Source organism: Hyphobacterium sp. (assembly GCF_965217055.1).
Classification (GTDB): Bacteria; Pseudomonadota; Alphaproteobacteria; order Caulobacterales; family Maricaulaceae; genus Hyphobacterium.
On the sequence record NZ_OZ244227.1, the window covers coordinates 723,290 to 743,410 of the forward strand.

Consider the following 20,121-nt stretch of genomic DNA (forward strand, 5'->3'; position numbering starts at 1 on the left):
TCCAGCGCGGCTTAAAATGCGGCTCGTATTTTTTCAACCAGATATTCCGCAAAACCTCGGCGCGTCGATCCGCCTGGCGGCCTGTTTCGACGCGGGGATTGACGTGATCGAGCCATGTGCCTTTCCGCTGAATGACCGGGCGATGCGCCGCGCAGCGCTGGATTACGCGCCATTGGCGGATTTCCGGCGGCATGATTCGTACGACCATTGGCAGGCGAGTCGGGGCCCTGGCCGCATGGTGTTGTTCACGACGCAAGGCGCTGAAAGTTTATGGGATTTTTCATTCCAGCGAGACGACCAACTGGTTTTCGGCCGGGAATCAGCCGGCGTGCCGGAGGCTGTGCATGGCGATGCCGACGCGCGCATTTTCATCCCGATCCGGCCTGAGGCGCGCTCGCTGAACGTCGCGATGAGTGCCGGAATTGCGCTGGCCGAGGCGATGCGGCAATTGCGCTAGGCCCTGCGGCAGGCTGACGCGCGGCGGCGCGCCTCATTTCACCCCAAGCGATGTGGGGTTTTATTCGTGGCCTGTTTCGGTCACCAAGGAAACCGCGTCATGCTGGACAGTGCGGAGACACTTTTCATGAATCTTGAAACACGCAAATCCGCCGCCAGGGGCTGGTTCGAGGCGCTGCGCGACGAGATCTGCGCGGAATTCGAACGACTCGAGGACGAGGCGCCCGCCGATCTCTATTCCGGCACAGCCGGCCGGTTCGAACGCGAGGCGTGGTCACGCGGTTCCGGCAAGGTCGACCAGGGCGGCGGCGTCGCCTCGATGATGCGCGGCCGGCTGTTCGAAAAGGTCGGCGTGCACTGCTCGACCGTGCATGGCGAATTCTCTCCGGAGTTCGCCAAGCAGATTCCCGGCGCCTCGGAAGACCCGCGATTCTGGGCGTCCGGGATTTCGCTGATTGCACACATGTACAACCCGCATGTTCCGGCGGTGCACATGAACACACGCTACATCACCACGACCGTGGGCTGGTTCGGCGGCGGTCTGGACCTCAACCCGACACAGGACTACCAGCGCAACAAGTCGGCCGAAGATGCCCGAACATTCCACGCCGCCTGCAAAACGGCCTGCGACAAGCATGGAGCGGATTATTACGAGCGCTTCGACAAATGGTGTGACGAGTATTTCTGGCTGAAACACCGCAATGAGCCGCGCGGCGTGGGCGGCATCTTCTACGACCGCCACGATTCGGGCGACTGGGCGGCGGATTTTGCGTTCACCCAGGATGTCGGCCGCGCCTTCCTCGAAGTGTATCCGAAGATCGTGCGGAGCCGCATGGCAACGCCCTGGACCGAGGCCGACCGCGAGGAGCAACTCATCCGGCGCGGGCGCTATGCCGAGTTCAACCTGCTCTACGATCGCGGCACCAAGTTCGGACTCGAGACCGGCGGCAATGTGACCTCCATCCTGTCGTCCATGCCGCCCGAGGCAAAATGGCCCTAGGACGCTAGCTACTGTCGCGTTTTGCATCCGATCCGGTGGTGCCGGTCATCACGGTCTGTGAAACAAAAGGCCAGGTAGTCACGTGACCGGACAGTACATCCCGCGAAACCCGCCAAAACGCCGATTGCCGCAGCGGAGCGAAATCCATATCGGCGCGGAGTGCTATGCGCCGCACCGTCATGACAGCTATGTCTTCGCCCTGACGCTGTCCGGCGCCCAGTGCTTCGACTACAGGGGTGAGTCGCGGGTCTCGCAGCGCGGCGAGCTCGTGGTGCTACATCCCGATGAAAAGCACGATGGGCGGGCCGGCACGCCGGACGGTTTCTGTTATCGCGGAATCGCCATCGATCCGGCGGACCTGCAACCGGCGCTCGGTTACCGCCCCCTGCCCTTCATATCGGGCGGGGTCACGCGGGATCGGCGCCTGATGGGTGTGGTCGCCGCCCTGCTTGACGATTGTCACATGCCGCTCTGCGCCGATCGCTATGAAGCCGCCTTGGTCGAATTGGCGGATGCGCTCGCGGAAAGCGGCGGATACAGGCCGGTGCTGGCGACGCGAAACCGGCGGGCAGCGCGCCAGGCCAGGGAGATCATCCTTGATCATCCGGACCAGAATGTGAGCCTGGCGGAACTGGAAGCCGCGACCGGCGAAAACCGCTGGCAGTTGTCGCGCGACTTCTCCGCCCTGTTTGGCACCAGCCCCTACCGCTTCGTACAGTTGCGACGGCTGGAGGCAGCTTGTGCGGGTCTGGACCAAGGACAGGCCATAGCGGATGCCGCCTATGCCGCGGGATTTGCCGACCAGAGCCATCTTTCCCGACAGTTCAAGCAGGCTTACGGTGTCACGCCGCGAACATGGCTCCGGATGAGAGCGGCCCGCACGATCGTTCAATAGTGCAAACGCGAACTGTGGCTGGATAAGGCTTCATTCAGCCCACAGGAAAACCATGACCTTGTCCGCCTCCAATCGCTCGCGCCTTTTCATTCTTCTCGAATTTGCCATCGTGCTCGGCGTACTCGTCGGCAGCAAGCTGGTCTTCGATCAGATCGTCTGGAAATTCGCCGGACCGCTCTCACTTCTGTGCGCCCTAAGCACGATCCTCGTCTTTTCCCGGTTGACGGGTGAGCCCTGGTCCCGTTTCGGCCTGATCCGGCTCAAACGCTGGTGGTCACTACCGCTTGTCGTGCCGCAAGCCGCGATCGGCATTGTTGCCATTCTGGGCCTCGGCGCGGGGACAGCGTTTCTCGGCGAGGCCCTCGGTTTCTGGACCACCGCAGGCACCCAGGAAGGTGTCGAGGATCGCTGGGGCGATATCGTCGGCAATCTGCCGGTCTATTTGGGATGGCTCGCCATTGCCTGGATCAGTGCCGGATTCGGCGAAGAGGTCTTCTTCCGCGGCTATGTCATCGATCGTTTGTCACGGTTGATGCCGGATGCACGCTGGGCGGTGCCCGTGGCGGTCGTCCTCGCCGCGGTCGGATTCGGCATAGCGCACATGTATTATCAGGGCGTGCGCGGCCTCGTTGTCACGGGCATGATCGGATTGGCGATCGGCACGCTCTACATTCTCTACAAGCGGAACCTCTGGCCGTTGATCGTGGCGCATGGATGCGTGGATACACTCGCTTTCACCGCCATGTATCTCGACCTCGATATCTGACATCGGTCGTGCGGCCGCGCGCTGGCGGTTCCACTTGATCATTCGCCAAGACTCAAGGTCCAAACTCGGTTTTGCTCACCTTGCGGGCCAGCGCATATGCGGCTCCGCCTGTACGACGGACCGTCTAATGGGACTCGATTCCACCACCGCTTTCCGACGCGTTTTTCTCGGCCTCTTGCTGGCCTGCGTCATCAATGCCGGCATCCTGGTGACCGCCACCGTCCTTGACGGGCTGCAATTTCAGGATGCTGTGGGGGCTCCGGACTGGTGGGATTATGTCTTCCTGGTCTTTTTCTACCTGTTCTTCTCGACGCCCGTCATTGTGCCCTTTGTCGTCCCGCTGGGCTTGCTCGCCTGGTGGCTGCTTCACCGGTGGGGGATGGTGAAAATCTGGCTCACCCTGATACTCGGCCTCGCTGTCGGTTACGCAATCAGCTTCGTGATTCCGCATTTGCCCGATCAGTTGGTCGCGTCACAATTGTCGTCGCCCCTGCGGGAAATCGCGTCAACGCTTGCGGGCGGTGTGACCGGGCTGATCGTCGGCTGGCGTGGCCGGTTGGGTGTGCTCGACTAGAGCTTCGACAGGAGCGTCGCGCGATCCAATCGAAACCGGCTGTTCACCCAGGCGTTTTCGAGGCGTCGCAGCGTTTCGCCCATTTCGGGACCCGGCGCGAGGCCGGTTTTCTGCAGATCCGCACCGTTCACCGGAAAGTCCGGTGCCTTGAAGCATAGGACATGGGCGATCGCCCCGCCCCAGCCTTCGGGCGGCGTTTCGTCTTGCGAGAACAGCAGGAAGAGCTGATCGGCAACGGTTTCATTGCCGTGGCGATAAACCAGCTTCTCCAGCTCGGCGCGTACCGGCCAATTCCCGGAGATATCAGCGGCCAGTCCGGTGTCGGTCATCCTGCGGATGCGCCCGGCCTCGGCGTTCGACATTTTCATCGAGCGTATGAGACCCGCCACACCTTTCCCCATCACCGCTGCGAACCGCAGCAACGGGTCCTCGCCGCCGAGCGCGGCTAGGCGTGACACGCGCACTGTATCGGGTGTGGCGGCATAAAGCGCCTGCGCCACGCCGGTTTCCGCCATCAGCCGCAGGGCGGGCGCCGGGTCGGATGCAGCGAGCAGCTTCTTGGTTTCCACCCAGACGCGCTCGGCAGACAGCCGGGCAAGACCGTCTGTCATGGCAGCGCAGGCAGCGAGGCCGTCGGGATCAGGATCGCCATCGCCATACCAGGCGTAGAAACGGAAAAAGCGGAGGATGCGCAGATAATCCTCGGCAATGCGATCTTCAGGCCGGCCGATGAAGACGATGCGGCGGCCGGGTATGTCCTCCAACCCGCCGACCGGATCGAAGACCAGGCCTTCGCGATCGGCATAGAGCGCATTGATCCGGAAATCGCGGCGCGCGGCATCCTCGGCCCAGTCCGTGGTAAAGGCGACAGTCGCGCGGCGCCCGTCGGTCGATACATCCCGGCGCAGCGTGGTGACTTCGAACGATTTGTGATTGGCCACCGCGGTCAGCGTGCCATGATCGATGCCGGTGGGATGGACGGCGATGTCCGCGGCTTCCAGGGCGGTTCTGGCGGCCTCGGGTTCGAGCACGGTCGCGATGTCGATATCGTCGACCGGTTCACCCAGCAACGCATTGCGGATGCATCCGCCGACAAAGCGCGCACCACCCGGTACGGCGGCCTCGAGTGCCGCCATCACCCGCAGCGTTGCGGGGTCGCTCATCCAGGCATGATCAGCGGGGTGAAGGCGGATCGCCGTCATCCTCTTCCTCGTCGAGGTCGGTCGTCACCGTGTGATCGGACGGCTCGCCGAAATTGCGGAAATCCTGCGGCGGAGCCTCGCCGGGCTGATTGTTGAATTCAGCGCGTTCGATGCCGTCAGCGCCCAGCCGCGGCGGGATATAGGTCGAATGCTCGGAATCACCGGTGTCCGACATGAAAACGAGGAACACAAAACCGGCCGCGGCGAGAAATCCGCCGATCGCCGACAGGATCCAGACCGGCGCCGGCTGGTGCTCGGCGATCTCCACCGTCGCCTGCATCGACAGGCGCCACAGCGCAAATGCGATGAACGGCGTCAGGAAGAGCAGCATTTCGAGGAAAGCCAGGCGGACCATCAATCATCTCCAAACAGGCGGTCGTGCAGCGCGCGCAGCATGCCCGCCGTAGCGCCCCATATATAGCGGTCTTTCCATGGCATGGCCCAGAATCGTCGCATCTGGCCACGGAATTCACGCTCGTGACGTTCATGGTTGGCCGCATCCATCAGGAAATCAAAGGGGGTTTCGAAGACGTCGGATACCTCTTGTTGGTCCGGTGTCACGGTATATCCGGGCCGCACCACGCCGACAAAAGGGGTGACCTGGAAGGCTGTCACCGTCTCGTAGGGATCGAAACAGCCGAGAATTTCGACATGCTCCGGCGCAATGCCGATTTCCTCCCGGGTCTCCCGCAGGGCCGTTTCAGGCAGTGTTTCCCCGGGTTCGCGGCGGCCGCCGGGGAAGCTGATCTGTCCGGCGTGCTGGGTGAGATGCTCCGCCCGCACCGTGAACAGGAAGCGCGGCGGCCCGTCATGCAGGATCAACGGGGCGAGCACCGCGGCCTGGTTCAGCTGTCGGCCCGTCGGGGACGGCAGGTCGTTGAGATCGCCATCGCCGCGCGACGCGGACTTGAGAGGACGTTCCGGATGATCGAGCCGCTCTTCCATGAGGGCGAGAATGGCGGCTGGCGTCATTCCGCTGTGCCCAGCCGGAAATCCACGCCGCGCGATCGGACATAAAGCACCCGGGCGCCGTCCTCTTCGCGAATATCCGCGGATTCCACGAGCTCGTAGAATGACGGCCGGTTGATCAACGCCTCGAGGCGGCCACGGATCAGGATGAAAGGCTCGGGCTCGCCGGTCTCCGGGTCGGTCTCGACGCGTATCGGATGATCGGGGCCCGCAGCGACAACATCACCAACATTTGATGTGAAGACAAGGACGGGTTCGCCGTCTTCATCGGCACGATCGACACGAATGGCAACGAAAGGCGCGGTCTCGACCGTCACGGCCTGTTTTTCGACCGGCGTGACGAGATAATGAACGCCATCGTCATCTTTTCGCAAGATGCGCGCAAACAGCCTTACAAGACGGTCGCGCGTGATGCGACGTCCTTCATGCCACCAGCTGCCATCGCGGCGGATAACGAGATCCATGGTGCCGCAATGCTCCGGGTTCCACTGCTCGACCGGGGGCAAGCCGTCACCTGCGGATTCCGCTGCCTTCAACAGCGACTGCATCATATCATCGACAGGCATGGACACTCCGTTTTTGCACCGTCATTCTCCACATCCGGCCCGCACCGGACAATGGCGCGTGCGGCCTGGAACCGGGATTTAGGGAGAATACCTTGGCGAGAAAACCGGCAAGCACCACGAAAAAGACTGCCTCGACCGCTGCGAAGCCGCCGCGGGCGCCCAGGTCTGCCGCCACGAAAACGAATTCGCTGGCCGAAATGGATGTGGTCAAGGCCGCTGACATGGCTGCCGAACGGCTGGCGGCCACGCGGGCCTCGATCGGCAAGGTGATTTATGGTCTCGAAGACCAGATCGAACTGTGTCTGGCGGCCATCCTGTCGGGCGGTCATGCCCTGCTGGTTGGTGCCCCCGGCCTCGCCAAGACCCGGCTGGTGGACACGATCGCGGTGGCGACCGGACTTGATACCAAGCGCATCCAGTTCACGCCGGACCTCATGCCGGCCGATATCATCGGCTCGGAAGTGCTCGAAGAGAGCAAGGCCGGCAAGCGGTCTTTCCGCTTCATTCGGGGGCCGGTCTTCTGCCGCCTGTTGATGGCGGACGAGATCAACCGCGCCAGCCCGCGTACCCAGGCCGCCCTGCTGCAGGCGATGCAGGAGCGCTATGTGACGGTGGCCGGCGAACGCCACGACCTGCCGGCCCCCTTCCATGTCCTGGCAACGCAGAACCCGATCGAACAGGAAGGCACCTATCCGCTGCCGGAAGCCCAGCTCGACCGTTTCCTGCTGCGCGTCGACATTCCTTATCCGAATCGCGGCGACGAGCGCGAAATCCTGCTGGCGACGACCGGGTCGAACGAAGGCGAGGCCGAGCCCGTGCTGTCGCCGGACGAAATTCTCGACCTGCAGATGCTGGTCCGGCGCATGCCGGTCGGCGAGAAAGTGGTCGAAGCCATCCTCGATCTCGTGCACCTGGCGCGTCCCGACGAAAGCGATGATGCGGATGTTCAGCGTGGCGTCTCCTGGGGGCCGGGTCCGCGGGCGGGCCAGGCGCTGATGCTCGCCTGTCGCGCTCGTGCGCTGCTGCAGGGCCGTCTTGCACCGTCGACCGAGGACGTTGCAGCGCTGGCCGAACCGGTGCTGAAACACCGCATGGCGCTTTCTTTCGCAGCGCGTGCGGATGGCCTGACCCTGGAATCGCTGATCTCCCGCCTCGCCGCCAAAGCCGCTTAAGGAAAACCAGCGCCCATGCGCTCGCCCTTTGCCCGTGATGACACCCAACGCGCCGCCCAGCTGCGCCAGGCAGGCGAAGCCGCGTCGGCACCTTTTGGCGAACTGGTGGCGGAAGCCGAGCGCATCGCCGCCAGCGTGATGATGGGCGTGCACGGGCAGCGCAAGCGCGGGCTCGGGGAAACCTTCTGGGAATACCGGCACCATCGCACCGAGGACGGTGCAGCCGCCGTGGACTGGCGAATGTCGGCAAAGTCCGCCGACCTTTATGTCCGCGAGAACGAGCAGGAATCGGCCAATACGGTTTGGCTGTGGCGCGACGGGTCGGCGACGATGAATTTCGCGTCCTCACGGGAATTCCCGCTGAAAAAGGATCGCGCCGCAGTGTGCATGATTGCGATGTCCGCCTTGCTTTCGCGCGGCGGCGAACGCGTCGCAGTGCTCGGCGAAAGCACCCGTGCGCGAAGCGGCGAACTCGGCCTTGAACGAACCGCGCTGCGTCTGGCGACCGGCCCGGGCAGCCTGGCTTCGGTCGAGGCCGCGCCGATTTTCCAATATGGCCGTGTCGTGCTGGCAAGCGATTTTCTTGACCCGATCGAGACCTGGCGGGCGCGGCTCTCGCGCTATGCGGCGATGCAGGCCGGCGGCGCGTTGTTGCGCATCATCGATCCGATGGAAGAGGATTTCCCGTTCAAGGGCCGCACCAAGTTCGAAGCCGTGGACGACAGCGATCATCTGCTGTTCGGCCGCGCCGAAGAAGCCCGCAAGGCTTACCGGGCGCGCTGGCAGGAGCATGGCGACCGGCTTGCCGACCTGGCTCGCGCCTATGACTGGACACTGGTCACGCACCGCACCGATCGTCCGGCCACGCAGGCTGTCCTCGCGCTTTATCGCGCCCTGGCCCGGGAAGTCTGACGATGTTCGCGATCGGACCCCTCGCCTTCGCCGCACCGCTGGCCCTGCTGGGTCTGCTGACCCTGCCGATTCTGTGGCGCCTGTTACGCGCAACGCCGCCGCCGCCCCGGCGCGCCGTATTTCCACCCCTGCGTCTGCTCGAGGATGCACCGGACGATGCCGAGACGCCGCACCATGCGCCCTGGTGGCTGATCGTCTTTCGCCTGCTGCTCGCAACGATCGTGATCATTGCGCTGGCTCGGCCGGTCTGGCAGCCGGAGCCGGAAGTTGCGACCGCGCGCCCGCTGCTGCTGGTGATCGACAATGGATGGGCGTCGGCCAGTTCATGGCGCGACATGGTCCGAGAAGCGAATTTCCGGCTCGACCTCGCCGAAGAGGCCGGACGGACAGCGGCCATCGTGTTCACGGCCGAGGACACGCCTGATGCGGAGCTCGTACTCGGCGATCCGGATGCCGCGCGCCGCCAGCTGGAAGGCGAAGAGGTCCGACCCTGGCCGCCGAACCGCGCGGTTGCCGCTGCACGTATCCGGCAGGCCATGGAGGATGGCGGGCTATCGAATTCGATGCGGGTGTTCTGGTTGACAGACGGTCTCGAAACCAATGGCGATGAGGACCTCGCCGGAATACTGGGTCCGCTCGGACCGGTGACGGCCGTGTTGCCCGGACCGGGCCGGTCGCCGCTGGCCCTTGGCACGCCCATCGTGACGCCGAACGGGTTTGCGGTTGATGTGCAGCGGGTCAGTTCGGAACTGGATCGCACCGTCGCGCTGGTCGCCACGGCAGCGGATGGCCGGGCCGTGGCGCGCACCGAAGTCGAACTCGGCGCCAGCGTCACCAGCGCCAGAGCCGAGATCGAACTGCCGCTGGATTTGCGCAACCGCGTGTCGGCGATCCGCATCGAAGGCCAGAGCTCGGCTGGCGGGACGCAGCTGACCGATGATGCCTGGCAGCGGCCGCGGGTCGGCGTGATCGATGCCGCGAGCGAAGACGGGCAGCCCTTATTGTCCGATCTGCATTACATTATGCGGGCGATCGAGCCCTTTACAGATGCCCGGCGGGACGGTCTCGACGCGCTGTTCGACGCGAATGTCTCGGCCCTGATCATGGTCGATGCCGCGCGGACAGACGATCCCCGGGTCACGGATTTCGTGAATCGCGGCGGTCTGCTGATCCGGTTTGCCGGCCCGCGGCTGGCCGCCCGGCCAGATACGCTTTTGCCCGTGCAATTACGCGAAGGCGGCCGGTTGTTCGGCAGTGCCCTGTCCTGGGAAGACCCGCAGAGACTGGCGCCTTTCGGCACGGATTCGCCCTTCGCCGGACTTGCCATTCCCGCCGAGGCCACGGTCTCGCGGCAAGTGCTTGCAGAGCCCGGTACGGCCTCGGCCGACCGTGTCTGGGCGCGGCTCGAGGACGGAACGCCGCTGGTCACAGCCATGCGGCAGGGCGAAGGCTGGGTGGTCCTGTTCCATGTCACAGCCGGGCCCGACTGGTCGGATCTACCGCTGACGGGGCTGTTTCCACGCATGCTGCGCCGCGTGTCAGCACTCGCCCAGGGCGGTAGCGCAATCCCGACCCAGGCCGGTGCCTACGTCATTGACCGCGCGCTCGACGGGCAGGGGCGGTTGGCAAATCCGCCGGTGTCAGCGCGCCCGGTTCCTGCGCAGAATTGGGAACAGGCCAGCGCCAGCCCGACGACGCCGCCTGGTATTTACCGGCTCGGCGCCGCGAGTGCCGCGCTGAACGTCTTGCGCGCTGGCGACACGCTGCAGGCGCTTCCACGCGCACTGCCCGGCATTGTCTACGCCAATCTCGAAGCGCCGGCCGAGCGGCGTTTTGCCGGCCCGTTGCTGGCACTGGCGCTGATCCTGCTGGCCATCGATGCGATCCTGGCACTGGCGCTCGCCGGCCGGTTCCCACGCCTGCGGTTTCCGCGTGGCGGTGGTGCAGTCGCAGCGCTCGTGCTGACCGCCGGGCTGGTCTTCGCCATGCCGGCTGTCGAGGCCCAGGAGCCGGAATATCTCGACAGTTTCGAACTCGACGCCGCGCTCGATCTGCGCTTCGGCTATGTCGAGACCGGCAATCGCGAGATCGACGCGCGCAGCCGGGCCGGACTTGTAGGTCTTTCACAGCAGATCTGGCGACGCAGCGCGATGGAGCCGGAATCGCCAATGGCGGTGAATGTCGAGACCCATGAATTGGTATTCTTCCCGATCCTCTACTGGCCGATCACCAATGATGCGCCGGCCTTGTCGGACGCGGCGGCGGCCCGCGTGAATCGATACATCCAGTCGGGCGGTCTGATCGTGTTCGATACACAGGATGCGGATGTCGCGGTGTCGCGTGCCGGCGCACCGCATCCCGGTCTTGCCCGCGTCCTCGAAGCGATCGACGTGCCGCCGCTGGCGCCTGTCGATCCCGATCACGTGCTGACCAAGTCGTTCTATCTGCTGCAGGATTTCCCGGGCCGCGTGAGCGGTGGCCGGGTCTGGGTGGAAGCCGATCCTGACGGTGCCTCGCGCGACGGGACATCGGGCGTGGTTATCGGCGCGAATGACTGGGCGTCGGCGTGGGCCGTGGATGACAATGGCCAGCCGCTCTACCCGGTCGAAGGCGGCGACCGGCAGCGCGAGATGGCCCGGCGGTTCGGCGTCAATCTGGCAATGTACGCGCTGACCGGGAACTACAAGGCCGACCAGGTCCATATTCCCGCCCTGCTGGAAAGGCTCGGCCAATGAGTGCGGCGGCTACCACACTCGACTTCGCGCCCCTGATCCCGGTATGGGCAATCACAGCGCTGACCCTGCTGGCGCTGGGCATGACCGCAGCAGGTGCCGTACGTCGGCTCAATGGCTGGCTCTGGCGCAGCCTTTCGATCGTGCTGATCACGGCTGTGTTGATGAACCCGTCCCTCGTCGAGGAAGACCGCGAGCCCTTGCCCGACATTGTGCTCGCCGTGATCGACCGGTCGGATTCCATGGAAATTCCGGGCCGTGCGGACGCCGCAAATGCCGCGCTTGCCGACCTCCGCGCCCGTGCCGCGGCGGACCCGGAGCTCGAACTGGTCGAGGCCGAGATCGGGAACAGTGCCGACGGCACACGCGCCATCGACGCTATTCAGGCGGCGCTCGCCGGCATTCCCCGCGACCGGCTGGCGGGTATCGTTGTTGCCTCCGACGGCCGCGTTCATGACGTTCCTGTCGATGTCGCTTCCCTCGACATCGGCGCACCGGTTCATCATCTGCTGACCGGCAATCCGGACCAGGGCGACCGCCGCCTGGTGATCGTCGAGGCCCCTCGCTACGGCCTGGTCGACGAACCCGCGGAATTCGTCATTCGGGTCGAGGATGACGCGATGACCGGCACGGCGACGCTCACCTTCCGGGTTGATGGCGGCCAGCCGCAAACGGCGAGAATCACGATCGGCACGGACACCACGGTTACCGCACCGGTCGAGCATCGCGGTCCAAACGTGATCGAGATCGAAGTCGACCCCGGGCCGGAGGAATTGTCGCTGATCAACAACCGCGCGGCCGTATCCGTGACCGGCGTGCGGGACCGGCTGCGCGTGCTGCTGGTGACCGGCGAACCGCACAATGGTGCCCGGACCTGGCGCGACCTGCTGAAATCTGACCCGTCGGTCGATCTCGTGCATTTCACCATCCTGCGCCCGCTCGACAGGGCGGACACGACGCCGGTCGACGAATTGTCGCTGATCCCGTTCCCGACACGCGAATTGTTCGAGGAACGGCTTGAGGAATTCGACCTCGTCATTTTCGACCGTTACCGCCGCCGCGGTATCATGCCGCCGCTCTATTTCGATTATATCGCGCGCTATGTGGACAATGGCGGCGCACTCCTGATCACCGCCGGTCCGCCATTCGGACAGGCTGTCTCCATCTATCGCTCGCCGCTGGCTGCGGTGATCCCGGCGCGACCGACCGGTATTGTCGCCAGCGGCGCGTTCCGGCCGGAAGTGACCGATGCCGGCCAGCGCCATCCCGTTACGGCCAATCTCGCGCCGACAGAAAGCGAAGCGCCGTGGGGCGAATGGTTCCGCCGGATTGATGCCACCGTGCTCGGCGGCGAGACGCTCCTTGAATCGCCGGATGGCGGCCCGCTTCTGGTGCTGGCGCGCGCCGGGGAAGGCCGCGCCGCAGTCGTCCTGTCCGACCAGAGCTGGCTGTGGGCGCGCGGCTATCAGGGCGGCGGCCCGCACGGCGAGATGTTCCGCCGCGTCGCACACTGGCTGATGGGCGAGCCGGAACTGGACGAGGAGCGCCTGTCGGCGGCGGCGTTCAATGGCGAGTTGATCGCCGAGCGCACAACGCTGGCGGACGCGCCACCGGAGCTGGAACTGGAATGGCCCTCGGGGCGCACGGAAACGCTCGATATGACGCCGACCGGCGAGCCGGGCCGGTTCGGTGCGGCCACCGATGTCACCGAGCAGGCCGGCCTGGTGCGTTTGCGTTCCGGCGATCTGACCGCGGTCACCGCGCTTGGTCCGCTCAACCCGCTGGAATATGCCAATCTGCAACCGACGTCGGACGTGCTCGACCCGCTGGTCCGGGAAACCGGCGGCGGATCCTATGTGCTGGGCGCCACGGCCCAGCCTGAACTGCCCGGCATCAGACGAACGCGCGCCGGCACCGATGCGTCGGGCCGCAACTGGTATGGTCTGCAGCGCAATGAGCGTTACATCGTGCGCGGCGCGGACCGGATGCCGTTGCTACCCGCTTTGCTGGTTCTCCTGTTGATCGTGGCGGCGCTGGGCTGGGGCTGGCGTCGCGAGGGCCAATAAGGCGCTCGACGGGTATGGGCAATCTGGCCTATCGTCCTGATTCATGGTCAGCAATTCACCGCAGCCGCAAATCGAGACCCCGGATCTCGAAGAACTCGCCGATCCGGAGATCTGGCGCGAGCGGATGCTGGAGCTCTGGGACTGGCTGCAATCGGCGCTCGTAAGCGTCGATTTCGGTGTTCAGGTCGCCGCACTCCTCATCGCCGCGATCATTGCCTTCGCGCTGCGCAAGCCGTTCTCGCGCACGCTTGACCAGCTGTTCGGCATTGGCGTGCTGCGCCGGGTGCGCGGTGCGGCCGTGCGTTTTCTGACGCCCGTCCTTGGCCCGGCCATAGCCTGGGTCTTCCTGTCGGCCGTATTGTTCACCCTGCAGCAGCTGCAGATGGACCATTTCTGGGTGAGGCTCGGCGCCAATTTGGTGGGGGCCTGGGCGATTATCCGGTCGATCAGCGGCTTTATCACCGAGCCGTTCTGGTCGCGCACGATCGCAATACTCGGCTGGACGCTGGCGGCCATGAATATCATCGGCTGGCTCGACCCAACACGGAGTTTTCTCGACTCGCTCGGCATGCAGGTCGGCGATGGTCGTGTTTCGGTGATGTCTGCCATCCAGGCGCTGGTCCTGCTGATCGTTCTGTACTGGCTCGCCTCACGCGTGGCAGCCGTGCTGTCGGCGCGGATCAACAAGCTGCCCAGCCTCAACCCGTCGGCGCGGCTGCTGATCGGCAAGTCCGTGCAGATCACGCTCCTGGCTGCGGCGGTTCTGCTGGCCATTTCCAGCCTTGGCATTCCGCTCGGTGCGCTGGCGATCTTCTCCGGTGCCGTCGGTCTCGGGATCGGTTTCGGCCTGCAGAAGATCTTCTCCAACCTGGTGTCGGGCGTCATCCTCTTGCTCGACCGTTCGATCAAGCCCGGCGATGTGATCACGCTGGAAGACACGTATGGGCGGGTGAATTCGCTGGGCATGCGCTTCGCCTCGGTGATCACGCGCGACGGCATGGAACATCTCATACCGAACGAGGAGTTCATCACCACGAAGGTGATCAACTGGTCGTTTTCGGATCACGCTGTGCGGATCAAACGCGGCATCGGCGTCGATTATTCGACCGACGTGCCCAAGGCGATGGAACTGGCGGTGGAGGCCTGCGGTTCCGTGCCGCGCGTGTTGGGCTCGCCCGCACCGCGTTGCCTGCTCCGCGGTTTCGGCGACAATGCCATCGACCTCGAAATCCGGTTCTGGATCGCCGACCCCGGCCAGGGCGTCAACAATGTCTCGAGCGAGGTCTTGCTGGCGATCTGGAAAACCTTCGCCGAGCACAAGGTCGCCTTCCCCTTCCCGCAGCGTGATATCCATTTCAAGGGCGGGACGCCGATCGAGGTCCGCATGGCCAGGGATGAGTAGATTATATCCCGGGCGGAAACAAAAAGCCGCCAAACCTGCCATTTCTGCACCAATCACCGCGCCCTATCTGGCTCATCAGACACATGTTTGATGGAGATCTTCATGATCGATGTACGCCCTTTCGACGGCCTGGGCCGGTTCCGGATCGACTGGCTCGATGCCCGTCACCATTTCAGCTTCGGCGAATATCATGACCCCGCCCGCATGGGCTGGGGCGCACTGCGCGTCTGGAACGACGATGAAATCCAGCCCCAGACCGGCTTTCCGCCACATCCGCACGCCGACATGGAAATCATCACCTATGTCCGCGACGGGGCGATCAGCCATCAAGACAGCCTCGGCAACAAGGGCCGGACCGTCGCCGGCGATGTCCAGGTGATGTCGGCCGGTTCGGGTATTCGCCATGCGGAGTACAATCAGGAAGACGCGCTGACCCGGATCTTCCAGATCTGGATCGAGCCCGAGCAACGCGGTGGAAACCCGCGCTGGGACGCGATGGCCTTTCCCAAGGATGATCGCGCCGGCGAGCTTGTCGTGCTGGCTTCAAACGATCCGCAAGCGCATGGCGGTCTGTTGGTCCGCGCCGACGCCAAGGTGATGGGGGCGACATTGAGAGCCGGTCAGAGCATCAGCTATGTACCGGCACAGGGGCGGCACCAATACCTCGCGACGACACGCGGCCGGATCGAGGTGAATGGCGAAACCGTCCATGCCCGCGACGGGGCCGCCATACGCGATGTCGAAACCTTGACGATCACGGCGCACGAGGATGCCGAGCTGGTCCTGGCTGACACACGCTAGTGCATCTTCACCCTTTGTGAATCGCCGCCGGGCGATCATGATCCAGCTTTGATCTGGAGATTATCATGACCGTCCGGCGTGCCCTCGTTCTGCTCAGCCTCGTTATTTCCGCCCCGGCCCTTTCCGGTTGCCTCGTCATCGGTGCCACCTCGATGGTCGCGGAAACCGCGATCCGGACAACCGGCACCGCCCTGGAGACCGCCGGCAATGTCGGTGAAGCCGTCGTACGCACGGCGATTCCGGGCGATGGCGACGACGATGACGACGAGGATGACAACTAATTCTCCTGACAGACGAATACAGGTATGTTATACTGTAACAGAGGGGCCAGTTTGCTTTTGGGAGAATCGCTTATGCGTGTTCTGATTTCTGTCCTGGGAGCGGCGTCGATGGCAGCGCCCGCTTTTGCCCAGCATTTCACCGCTGACTATGCCGGCAGCCCGATCGCACCGGTCGCCATCGCCGAAATCACGATCGGAACCGAGCTCGAGGAAAAGGGCAGCGATTATGGTCGCCGCGAGTTCGATCGCCTGATCAGGACGCTGACGGCAGATCTCGAGCGCGAATTGCGTTCGGTGTCGCTGCTGGCGGAAGGTGATACACCGGCCATGCTTCATGTGGTCATCGAAGATGCCACGCCAACCGGCCGACTTTTGCCCAGCAGGGTGTTTCGGGCCTGTCCTGGCAGAGCTATGGCCGTGGCGGCGCGCATGTCACCGCGCAATTGCGCCACGCGGACGGTAGCGTCCTGGCGAGCTATGATTACAGCTGGACCACACCGAGCATCCAGGATGCCCGCTATGCCAGCGTATGGACCGATGCGAACCGGACATTCGACCGTTTTGCCTCGCGCCTTGCCGACAGTCTTGAAGACACGGTCAATTCCGGTTCCTAGCCGGTTTCAGGGCGCGCCGATCCATTTGTGGGTCTGAAGGCTCAGTGACCATTTGGGATGCGCCAGGCAGTATTCAAACGCTGTCTGGGCATTCTTCATCTGGTTCGTTCCGTCCATCGGCTGCAGCGAGAACCGTTTGAAGTCGAGATGCTCGAAGCGGGCGGGATCGACGCCGGGTTGCGGGTAAACCAGCTTGAGTTCATCGCCCGTTGTCTGCACCAGTTCGGCAGCGGCTTTCGGGCTGACCGTCAGCCAGTCGATTCCGTCGGGCGCGGCGATGGTACCGTTCGATTCCACCGCAATCTCGAATCCCTGCTTCTTGAAAGCGTCAATCAATTCGGCATCCAGCTGCAGCAATGGCTCGCCACCAGTGCAGACCACCAGCGGGCGCCCGCCCCCCGGCCAGTAGCTCGCAACAGCTTGCGCGAGGTCGGCGGGCGATTTGAACTTGCCGCCGCCAACACCGTCCGTACCGACGAATTCGGTGTCGCAGAAATTGCACACGGCGGAAGCGCGATCCCGCTCCAGACCGCTCCACAGATTGCAGCCGGCGAAGCGGCAGAAGACCGCCGGCCGACCGGCCTGGCCGCCTTCGCCCTGCACAGTGAGGAACATTTCCTTGACCGCATAGGTCATTTGCCTGCCCGCCAGTCGTGCCAGCCGCGCTGACGGAGTTCGCATGCCGGACAATCGCCGCAGCCATAGCCCCAATCATGGCGCTGCCCGCGGTCACCGCGATAGCAGGTATGGCTAAGCTCGACGATCAGGTCGACCAGCTCCTGACCTCCAAGCTCGTCGGCGAGGGCCCATGTCTGAGCCTTTGTCAGCTGCATGAGCGGCGTATCGATCGGCATGTCCCGCTGCAGGCCCAGGGTCAGCACCTGCTCGGTCGCGTCGATCGTCTCCCTGCGGCAATCAGGATATCCGGAAAAATCGGTCTCGCACATTCCACCGGCCAATCGCCGCATCCCTCGGCGATAGGCGAGCGCCGATGCGACGGTCAGGAAGACAAGGTTGCGTCCCGGTACGAAGGTCGTCGGCAGACCGTCTTCCCGCCAGGCGATTTCCATCTCGGCCGTCAAAGCGCTCTCGGCGAGCGCGCCATAGCCGGAAAGATCAACAACATGGTCGGGGCCAAGGCGCCCTGCCCAATCGGCATCAAGGTCTGTGAGACCGGCACGCAGGCGCTGCCGCGCTTCAAGTTCGACTTCGTGGCTCTGGCCGTAATCGAATCCGATGGTTTCTACCCGCGCGAACCTGGCAAGCGCCCATGCCAGCACGGTTGCGGAATCCTGGCCGCCAGAGAACAGGACGAGTGCGGAGGAAGGCGTATTGGTCTTCATGCCGCGCGCTTATAAGGCTAAACAGGCCGCGATGTCAGATGTCAGTCTCATCTATACGACCTGGCCGGAGGCCGACAGTGCGCGGCAAGCCGCCGACACGCTTCTGGCAGAGCGGCTCATCGCCTGCGCCAACCTCCTGCCGGCCGGTACATCGCTCTATCGCTGGAAAGGCGAGATGCAGAGCGAAGAAGAATGGGTGATGATCCTGAAGACATCGCGCGCTGCCGACTGCTGCAAACGCGTGAAAAGCCTTCACCCGTACGAAGAACCCGCGATCCTCGAATGGCTGGTAGAACCGGAAGGAAGCTCTGCCGGTTTTCTGGAATGGGTGCGGTCCGAGACAGGCCTGCGTCAGGCCTGATGAGCCGCCCCCAGCCCGGTCGGCTAGCTGGCTTTTGCCACAGAACCTGAACTTTCGTCGGCGAGCACACCGGCAATGGTGTCGAACAGGCGCTGGGTGTCGATCGGCTTGGATATGAAGCCATCCATGCCGGCCGCGAGGCAGGCAGCCTCGTCTTCGCGACGTGCATTCGCGGTCAATGCGATGATCGGCGTCATCGCGGCCGTCGTCGGCAGGTCGCGGATGGCCTTGGTGGCCTGCAAACCATCCATCACCGGCATCCGCATATCCATCAGTATCAGGTCAAATGCGCGATTCGTTGCGGCATTCACGGCATCCTCGCCATTCTCCGCGAACTCCACCGACCAACCCTTGGCCACCAGGAAACCTTCGATGACGGTGCGGTTGATGGCGTTGTCTTCGGCTGCGAGCACGCGGAGTGGTCGGTTGGGCAGACCCGCATGCATCGGTTGTGCGTTCTTTACCGGTGGCGTGTCTTCGATTGCCGTTGCGCTTGCGGGCGCTGCGCCGCTGACACTGCCGCCCTCTTCATGCCTTTCGAGGCTTGGGAGCTCGATCGTGAACCAGAAATGCGAGCCGCCTTCACGACAGCGCTCATATCCGACTTTGCCACCCATGGCCTCGGCGAGATGGCGCGTGATCGTCAGCGCCGTCGACGTGCCATCCATGACGCGGACGCCGTCATCGTCTGATTCGAAGAAGCTCTTGAACAGACGGCCTTCTGCTTCGCGCGGAACGCCCTTGCCGGTATCGTCGACCTTGACCGTCAGCTTCACGCGATTGTCGTGCCTCTCGATATCGATGGTCAGGTCGACCTGGCCACTGGCGGTATAGCGCAAGGCGTTGCGGACATAGGTGAACAGCATTTGTTTCAGGCGCGCTGTATCGGCGGCCAGAACGAGGCGGTCATCCCCGGTCACCCGGATATTGAAACCAAGCCCCTTGTCCCTTGCCTTGGGCTCCCACACCATGCAGGTGTCGCGCACGAGCCGCTCGATCGTGATCTCGCCCGGCACCAGCGACAATTGTCCGGACTCGATAATGGACACATCGCGGAGGTCGGCGACAAAACGCATGAGCATTTCGCCGGCGTCGTAGATCTGGCGGGTTTTCTTGCGCGTGTCGTCGTCGAGTGTCTCGTCCTCGGAAATCCGGCGAGCGACGCCCATGATGCCGGATAGCGGATTCTTGATGTCGTGACTGACGCTGGACAGAAAGGCGGACTTTTCCCTGATGGCCTGTTCGCCGCGCTTTGCGGTCTGTTCGTGGCGGCGCGCCAGCTCCCGCAGCGCCTTGGCCTGGGTCTCGACGCGCGTGCGCGCCCCCTCCAGCGATGCATTGGCTTCGAAAGCACTTTTCAGCGTGTTCCGATACTGCGCGGAAATCCGCAGCGTCACCACGAAATAAAGCCCCAGGACTGCAGCCAGGCCGTAGGATTCGAGGCGCCCGATGGACACAAGGTAAACTATTATCGCCGCCAGTGCAGGCGCGTTATAGACGATGATGCCAATCGGGCGGGTTGCCGAAGACAGGGCGACACCTGCTGTCATGCCGGCGACAATGAAGCCTACAGCGAAGTGCGCGATCGTCATCTGGTCTTGCGGCAGCAGGAAGATTGCGACCCCCCAGATACCGCCCGACAGGGCCGTCAGTGACAGGAACAGCCGGTCCAGAATCCAGGGGAGCCGGCCGCCTTTCTGCAAGGCGATCCGCGCCAGCCACATCCGGCCGAGTGCGAAACACACGCCGGCCGAAAACCAGATGCCAACATACAGGGGGGCGGCGGCTGTAAGCAGCATGGCGCCGAGAATGAGACCATTAATGATGTTGAGCGGTGCCGCCGTCAGGCCGCTGCGAAAGTAGATTGCCATGCGTGCACGGTCGATCTCCTCGAGCGCACCCTCGTTTACATCACGCGCCTTCTGGGCGAGCTCCTGCTGTCGGGTCTGGGATTTTGAATTGAACTTGAGTCCGAACACGCCTGGCCCCGCCACTGGATATATCGAATC

21 protein-coding genes are annotated in these 20,121 nt (G+C 63.9%); 14 read left to right on the forward strand and 7 right to left on the reverse strand.

The window, feature by feature from the left end:
• The first annotated feature begins 16 nt into the window (after window positions 1-16).
• The 5 genes from ACOOFN_RS03615 (at window position 17) to ACOOFN_RS03635 (ending at window position 3,691) form a co-directional block, all read left to right on the forward strand.
• Window positions 17-457: a tRNA (cytidine(34)-2'-O)-methyltransferase gene (locus tag ACOOFN_RS03615; protein WP_420433770.1), complete on the forward strand. Its 441-nt coding sequence runs from the start codon at window positions 17-19 to the stop codon at window positions 455-457.
• Between the two features lie 126 nt (window positions 458-583).
• Complete coding sequence (hemF, locus tag ACOOFN_RS03620; RefSeq protein ID WP_420433772.1) at window positions 584-1,456, forward strand: oxygen-dependent coproporphyrinogen oxidase; 873 nt, start codon at window positions 584-586, stop codon at window positions 1,454-1,456.
• A 124-nt stretch (window positions 1,457-1,580) separates the two neighbouring features.
• Window positions 1,581-2,351: an AraC family transcriptional regulator gene (locus ACOOFN_RS03625; RefSeq protein ID WP_420433774.1), complete on the forward strand. Its 771-nt coding sequence runs from the start codon at window positions 1,581-1,583 to the stop codon at window positions 2,349-2,351.
• A gap of 52 nt (window positions 2,352-2,403) precedes the next feature.
• Window positions 2,404-3,117: a CPBP family intramembrane glutamic endopeptidase gene (locus tag ACOOFN_RS03630; RefSeq protein WP_420433776.1), complete on the forward strand. Its 714-nt coding sequence runs from the start codon at window positions 2,404-2,406 to the stop codon at window positions 3,115-3,117.
• Between the two features lie 127 nt (window positions 3,118-3,244).
• Entirely contained in the window at window positions 3,245-3,691 is a 447-nt protein-coding gene (locus ACOOFN_RS03635) for a hypothetical protein (RefSeq protein WP_420433778.1), read from the forward strand.
• On the opposite strand, the gene ACOOFN_RS03640 is transcribed toward ACOOFN_RS03635, so the two are convergent.
• The 4 genes from ACOOFN_RS03640 to ACOOFN_RS03655 are packed head-to-tail and all read right to left on the reverse strand — an operon-like array spanning window position 3,688 to window position 6,428.
• Window positions 3,688-4,893, reverse strand: coding sequence for a CCA tRNA nucleotidyltransferase (locus ACOOFN_RS03640; protein WP_420433780.1), 1,206 nt, complete (start codon window positions 4,891-4,893; stop codon window positions 3,688-3,690). The genes ACOOFN_RS03635 and ACOOFN_RS03640 overlap by 4 nt on opposite strands.
• Complete coding sequence (locus ACOOFN_RS03645) at window positions 4,865-5,248, reverse strand: DUF6111 family protein (protein ID WP_420433782.1); 384 nt, start codon at window positions 5,246-5,248, stop codon at window positions 4,865-4,867. Before ACOOFN_RS03645 ends, ACOOFN_RS03640 begins: the two co-directional genes overlap by 29 nt.
• Window positions 5,248-5,865 carry a CoA pyrophosphatase gene (locus ACOOFN_RS03650; RefSeq protein WP_420433784.1) on the reverse strand — a complete coding sequence of 206 codons (618 nt, stop codon included), beginning with the start codon at window positions 5,863-5,865 and terminating at the stop codon, window positions 5,248-5,250. Before ACOOFN_RS03650 ends, ACOOFN_RS03645 begins: the two co-directional genes overlap by 1 nt.
• Entirely contained in the window at window positions 5,862-6,428 is a 567-nt protein-coding gene (locus tag ACOOFN_RS03655; RefSeq protein WP_420433786.1) for a DUF1285 domain-containing protein, read from the reverse strand. The genes ACOOFN_RS03650 and ACOOFN_RS03655 overlap by 4 nt, the downstream gene beginning before the upstream one ends.
• Before the next feature lie 197 nt (window positions 6,429-6,625).
• Between ACOOFN_RS03655 and ACOOFN_RS03660 the strand changes: the two genes are divergently transcribed.
• The 8 genes from ACOOFN_RS03660 (at window position 6,626) to ACOOFN_RS03695 (ending at window position 16,408) form a co-directional block, all read left to right on the forward strand.
• Window positions 6,626-7,600, forward strand: coding sequence for an AAA family ATPase (locus tag ACOOFN_RS03660; protein WP_420434999.1), 975 nt, complete (start codon window positions 6,626-6,628; stop codon window positions 7,598-7,600).
• Window positions 7,601-7,615: 15 nt separating this feature from the next.
• The gene (locus ACOOFN_RS03665; RefSeq protein WP_420433788.1) at window positions 7,616-8,512 is read left to right on the forward strand and encodes a DUF58 domain-containing protein; all 897 of its coding nucleotides are present in this window, start codon (window positions 7,616-7,618) and stop codon (window positions 8,510-8,512) included.
• Between the two features lie 2 nt (window positions 8,513-8,514).
• A complete protein-coding gene (locus tag ACOOFN_RS03670; RefSeq protein ID WP_420433790.1) occupies window positions 8,515-11,247 on the forward strand; it encodes a DUF4159 domain-containing protein in 2,733 nt (910 codons plus the stop codon).
• A complete protein-coding gene (locus tag ACOOFN_RS03675) occupies window positions 11,244-13,310 on the forward strand; it encodes a hypothetical protein (protein ID WP_420433792.1) in 2,067 nt (688 codons plus the stop codon). The genes ACOOFN_RS03670 and ACOOFN_RS03675 overlap by 4 nt, the downstream gene beginning before the upstream one ends.
• 43 nt (window positions 13,311-13,353) lie before the next feature.
• Entirely contained in the window at window positions 13,354-14,712 is a 1,359-nt protein-coding gene (locus ACOOFN_RS03680; protein WP_420433794.1) for a mechanosensitive ion channel domain-containing protein, read from the forward strand.
• Window positions 14,713-14,814: 102 nt separating this feature from the next.
• Window positions 14,815-15,513 (forward strand): pirin family protein, encoded by a 699-nt coding sequence (locus tag ACOOFN_RS03685; RefSeq protein WP_420433796.1) that lies wholly within the window; start codon window positions 14,815-14,817, stop codon window positions 15,511-15,513.
• 65 nt (window positions 15,514-15,578) lie between these two features.
• On the forward strand, window positions 15,579-15,794 hold the full coding sequence (locus ACOOFN_RS03690; protein WP_420433798.1) for a hypothetical protein: 216 nt from the start codon (window positions 15,579-15,581) through the stop codon (window positions 15,792-15,794).
• A gap of 443 nt (window positions 15,795-16,237) precedes the next feature.
• The gene (locus tag ACOOFN_RS03695; RefSeq protein WP_420433800.1) at window positions 16,238-16,408 is read left to right on the forward strand and encodes a hypothetical protein; all 171 of its coding nucleotides are present in this window, start codon (window positions 16,238-16,240) and stop codon (window positions 16,406-16,408) included.
• Between the two features lie 6 nt (window positions 16,409-16,414).
• Here the strand turns inward: ACOOFN_RS03695 and queE are convergent, their stop codons facing one another.
• Both queE and queC read right to left on the reverse strand, forming a co-directional pair.
• The gene (queE, locus tag ACOOFN_RS03700; protein ID WP_420433802.1) at window positions 16,415-17,044 is read right to left on the reverse strand and encodes a 7-carboxy-7-deazaguanine synthase; all 630 of its coding nucleotides are present in this window, start codon (window positions 17,042-17,044) and stop codon (window positions 16,415-16,417) included.
• On the reverse strand, window positions 17,041-17,751 hold the full coding sequence (gene queC / locus ACOOFN_RS03705) for a 7-cyano-7-deazaguanine synthase QueC (RefSeq protein ID WP_420433804.1): 711 nt from the start codon (window positions 17,749-17,751) through the stop codon (window positions 17,041-17,043). Before queC ends, queE begins: the two co-directional genes overlap by 4 nt.
• On the opposite strand from queC, the gene cutA reads away from it, so the two are divergent.
• Complete coding sequence (gene cutA / locus ACOOFN_RS03710; RefSeq protein ID WP_420433806.1) at window positions 17,750-18,112, forward strand: divalent-cation tolerance protein CutA; 363 nt, start codon at window positions 17,750-17,752, stop codon at window positions 18,110-18,112. The genes queC and cutA overlap by 2 nt on opposite strands.
• Before the next feature lie 23 nt (window positions 18,113-18,135).
• Here cutA and ACOOFN_RS03715 read toward each other — a convergent pair whose 3' ends face one another.
• Window positions 18,136-20,091: a response regulator gene (locus ACOOFN_RS03715; RefSeq protein ID WP_420433808.1), complete on the reverse strand. Its 1,956-nt coding sequence runs from the start codon at window positions 20,089-20,091 to the stop codon at window positions 18,136-18,138.
• Window positions 20,092-20,121 lie beyond the last annotated feature (30 nt).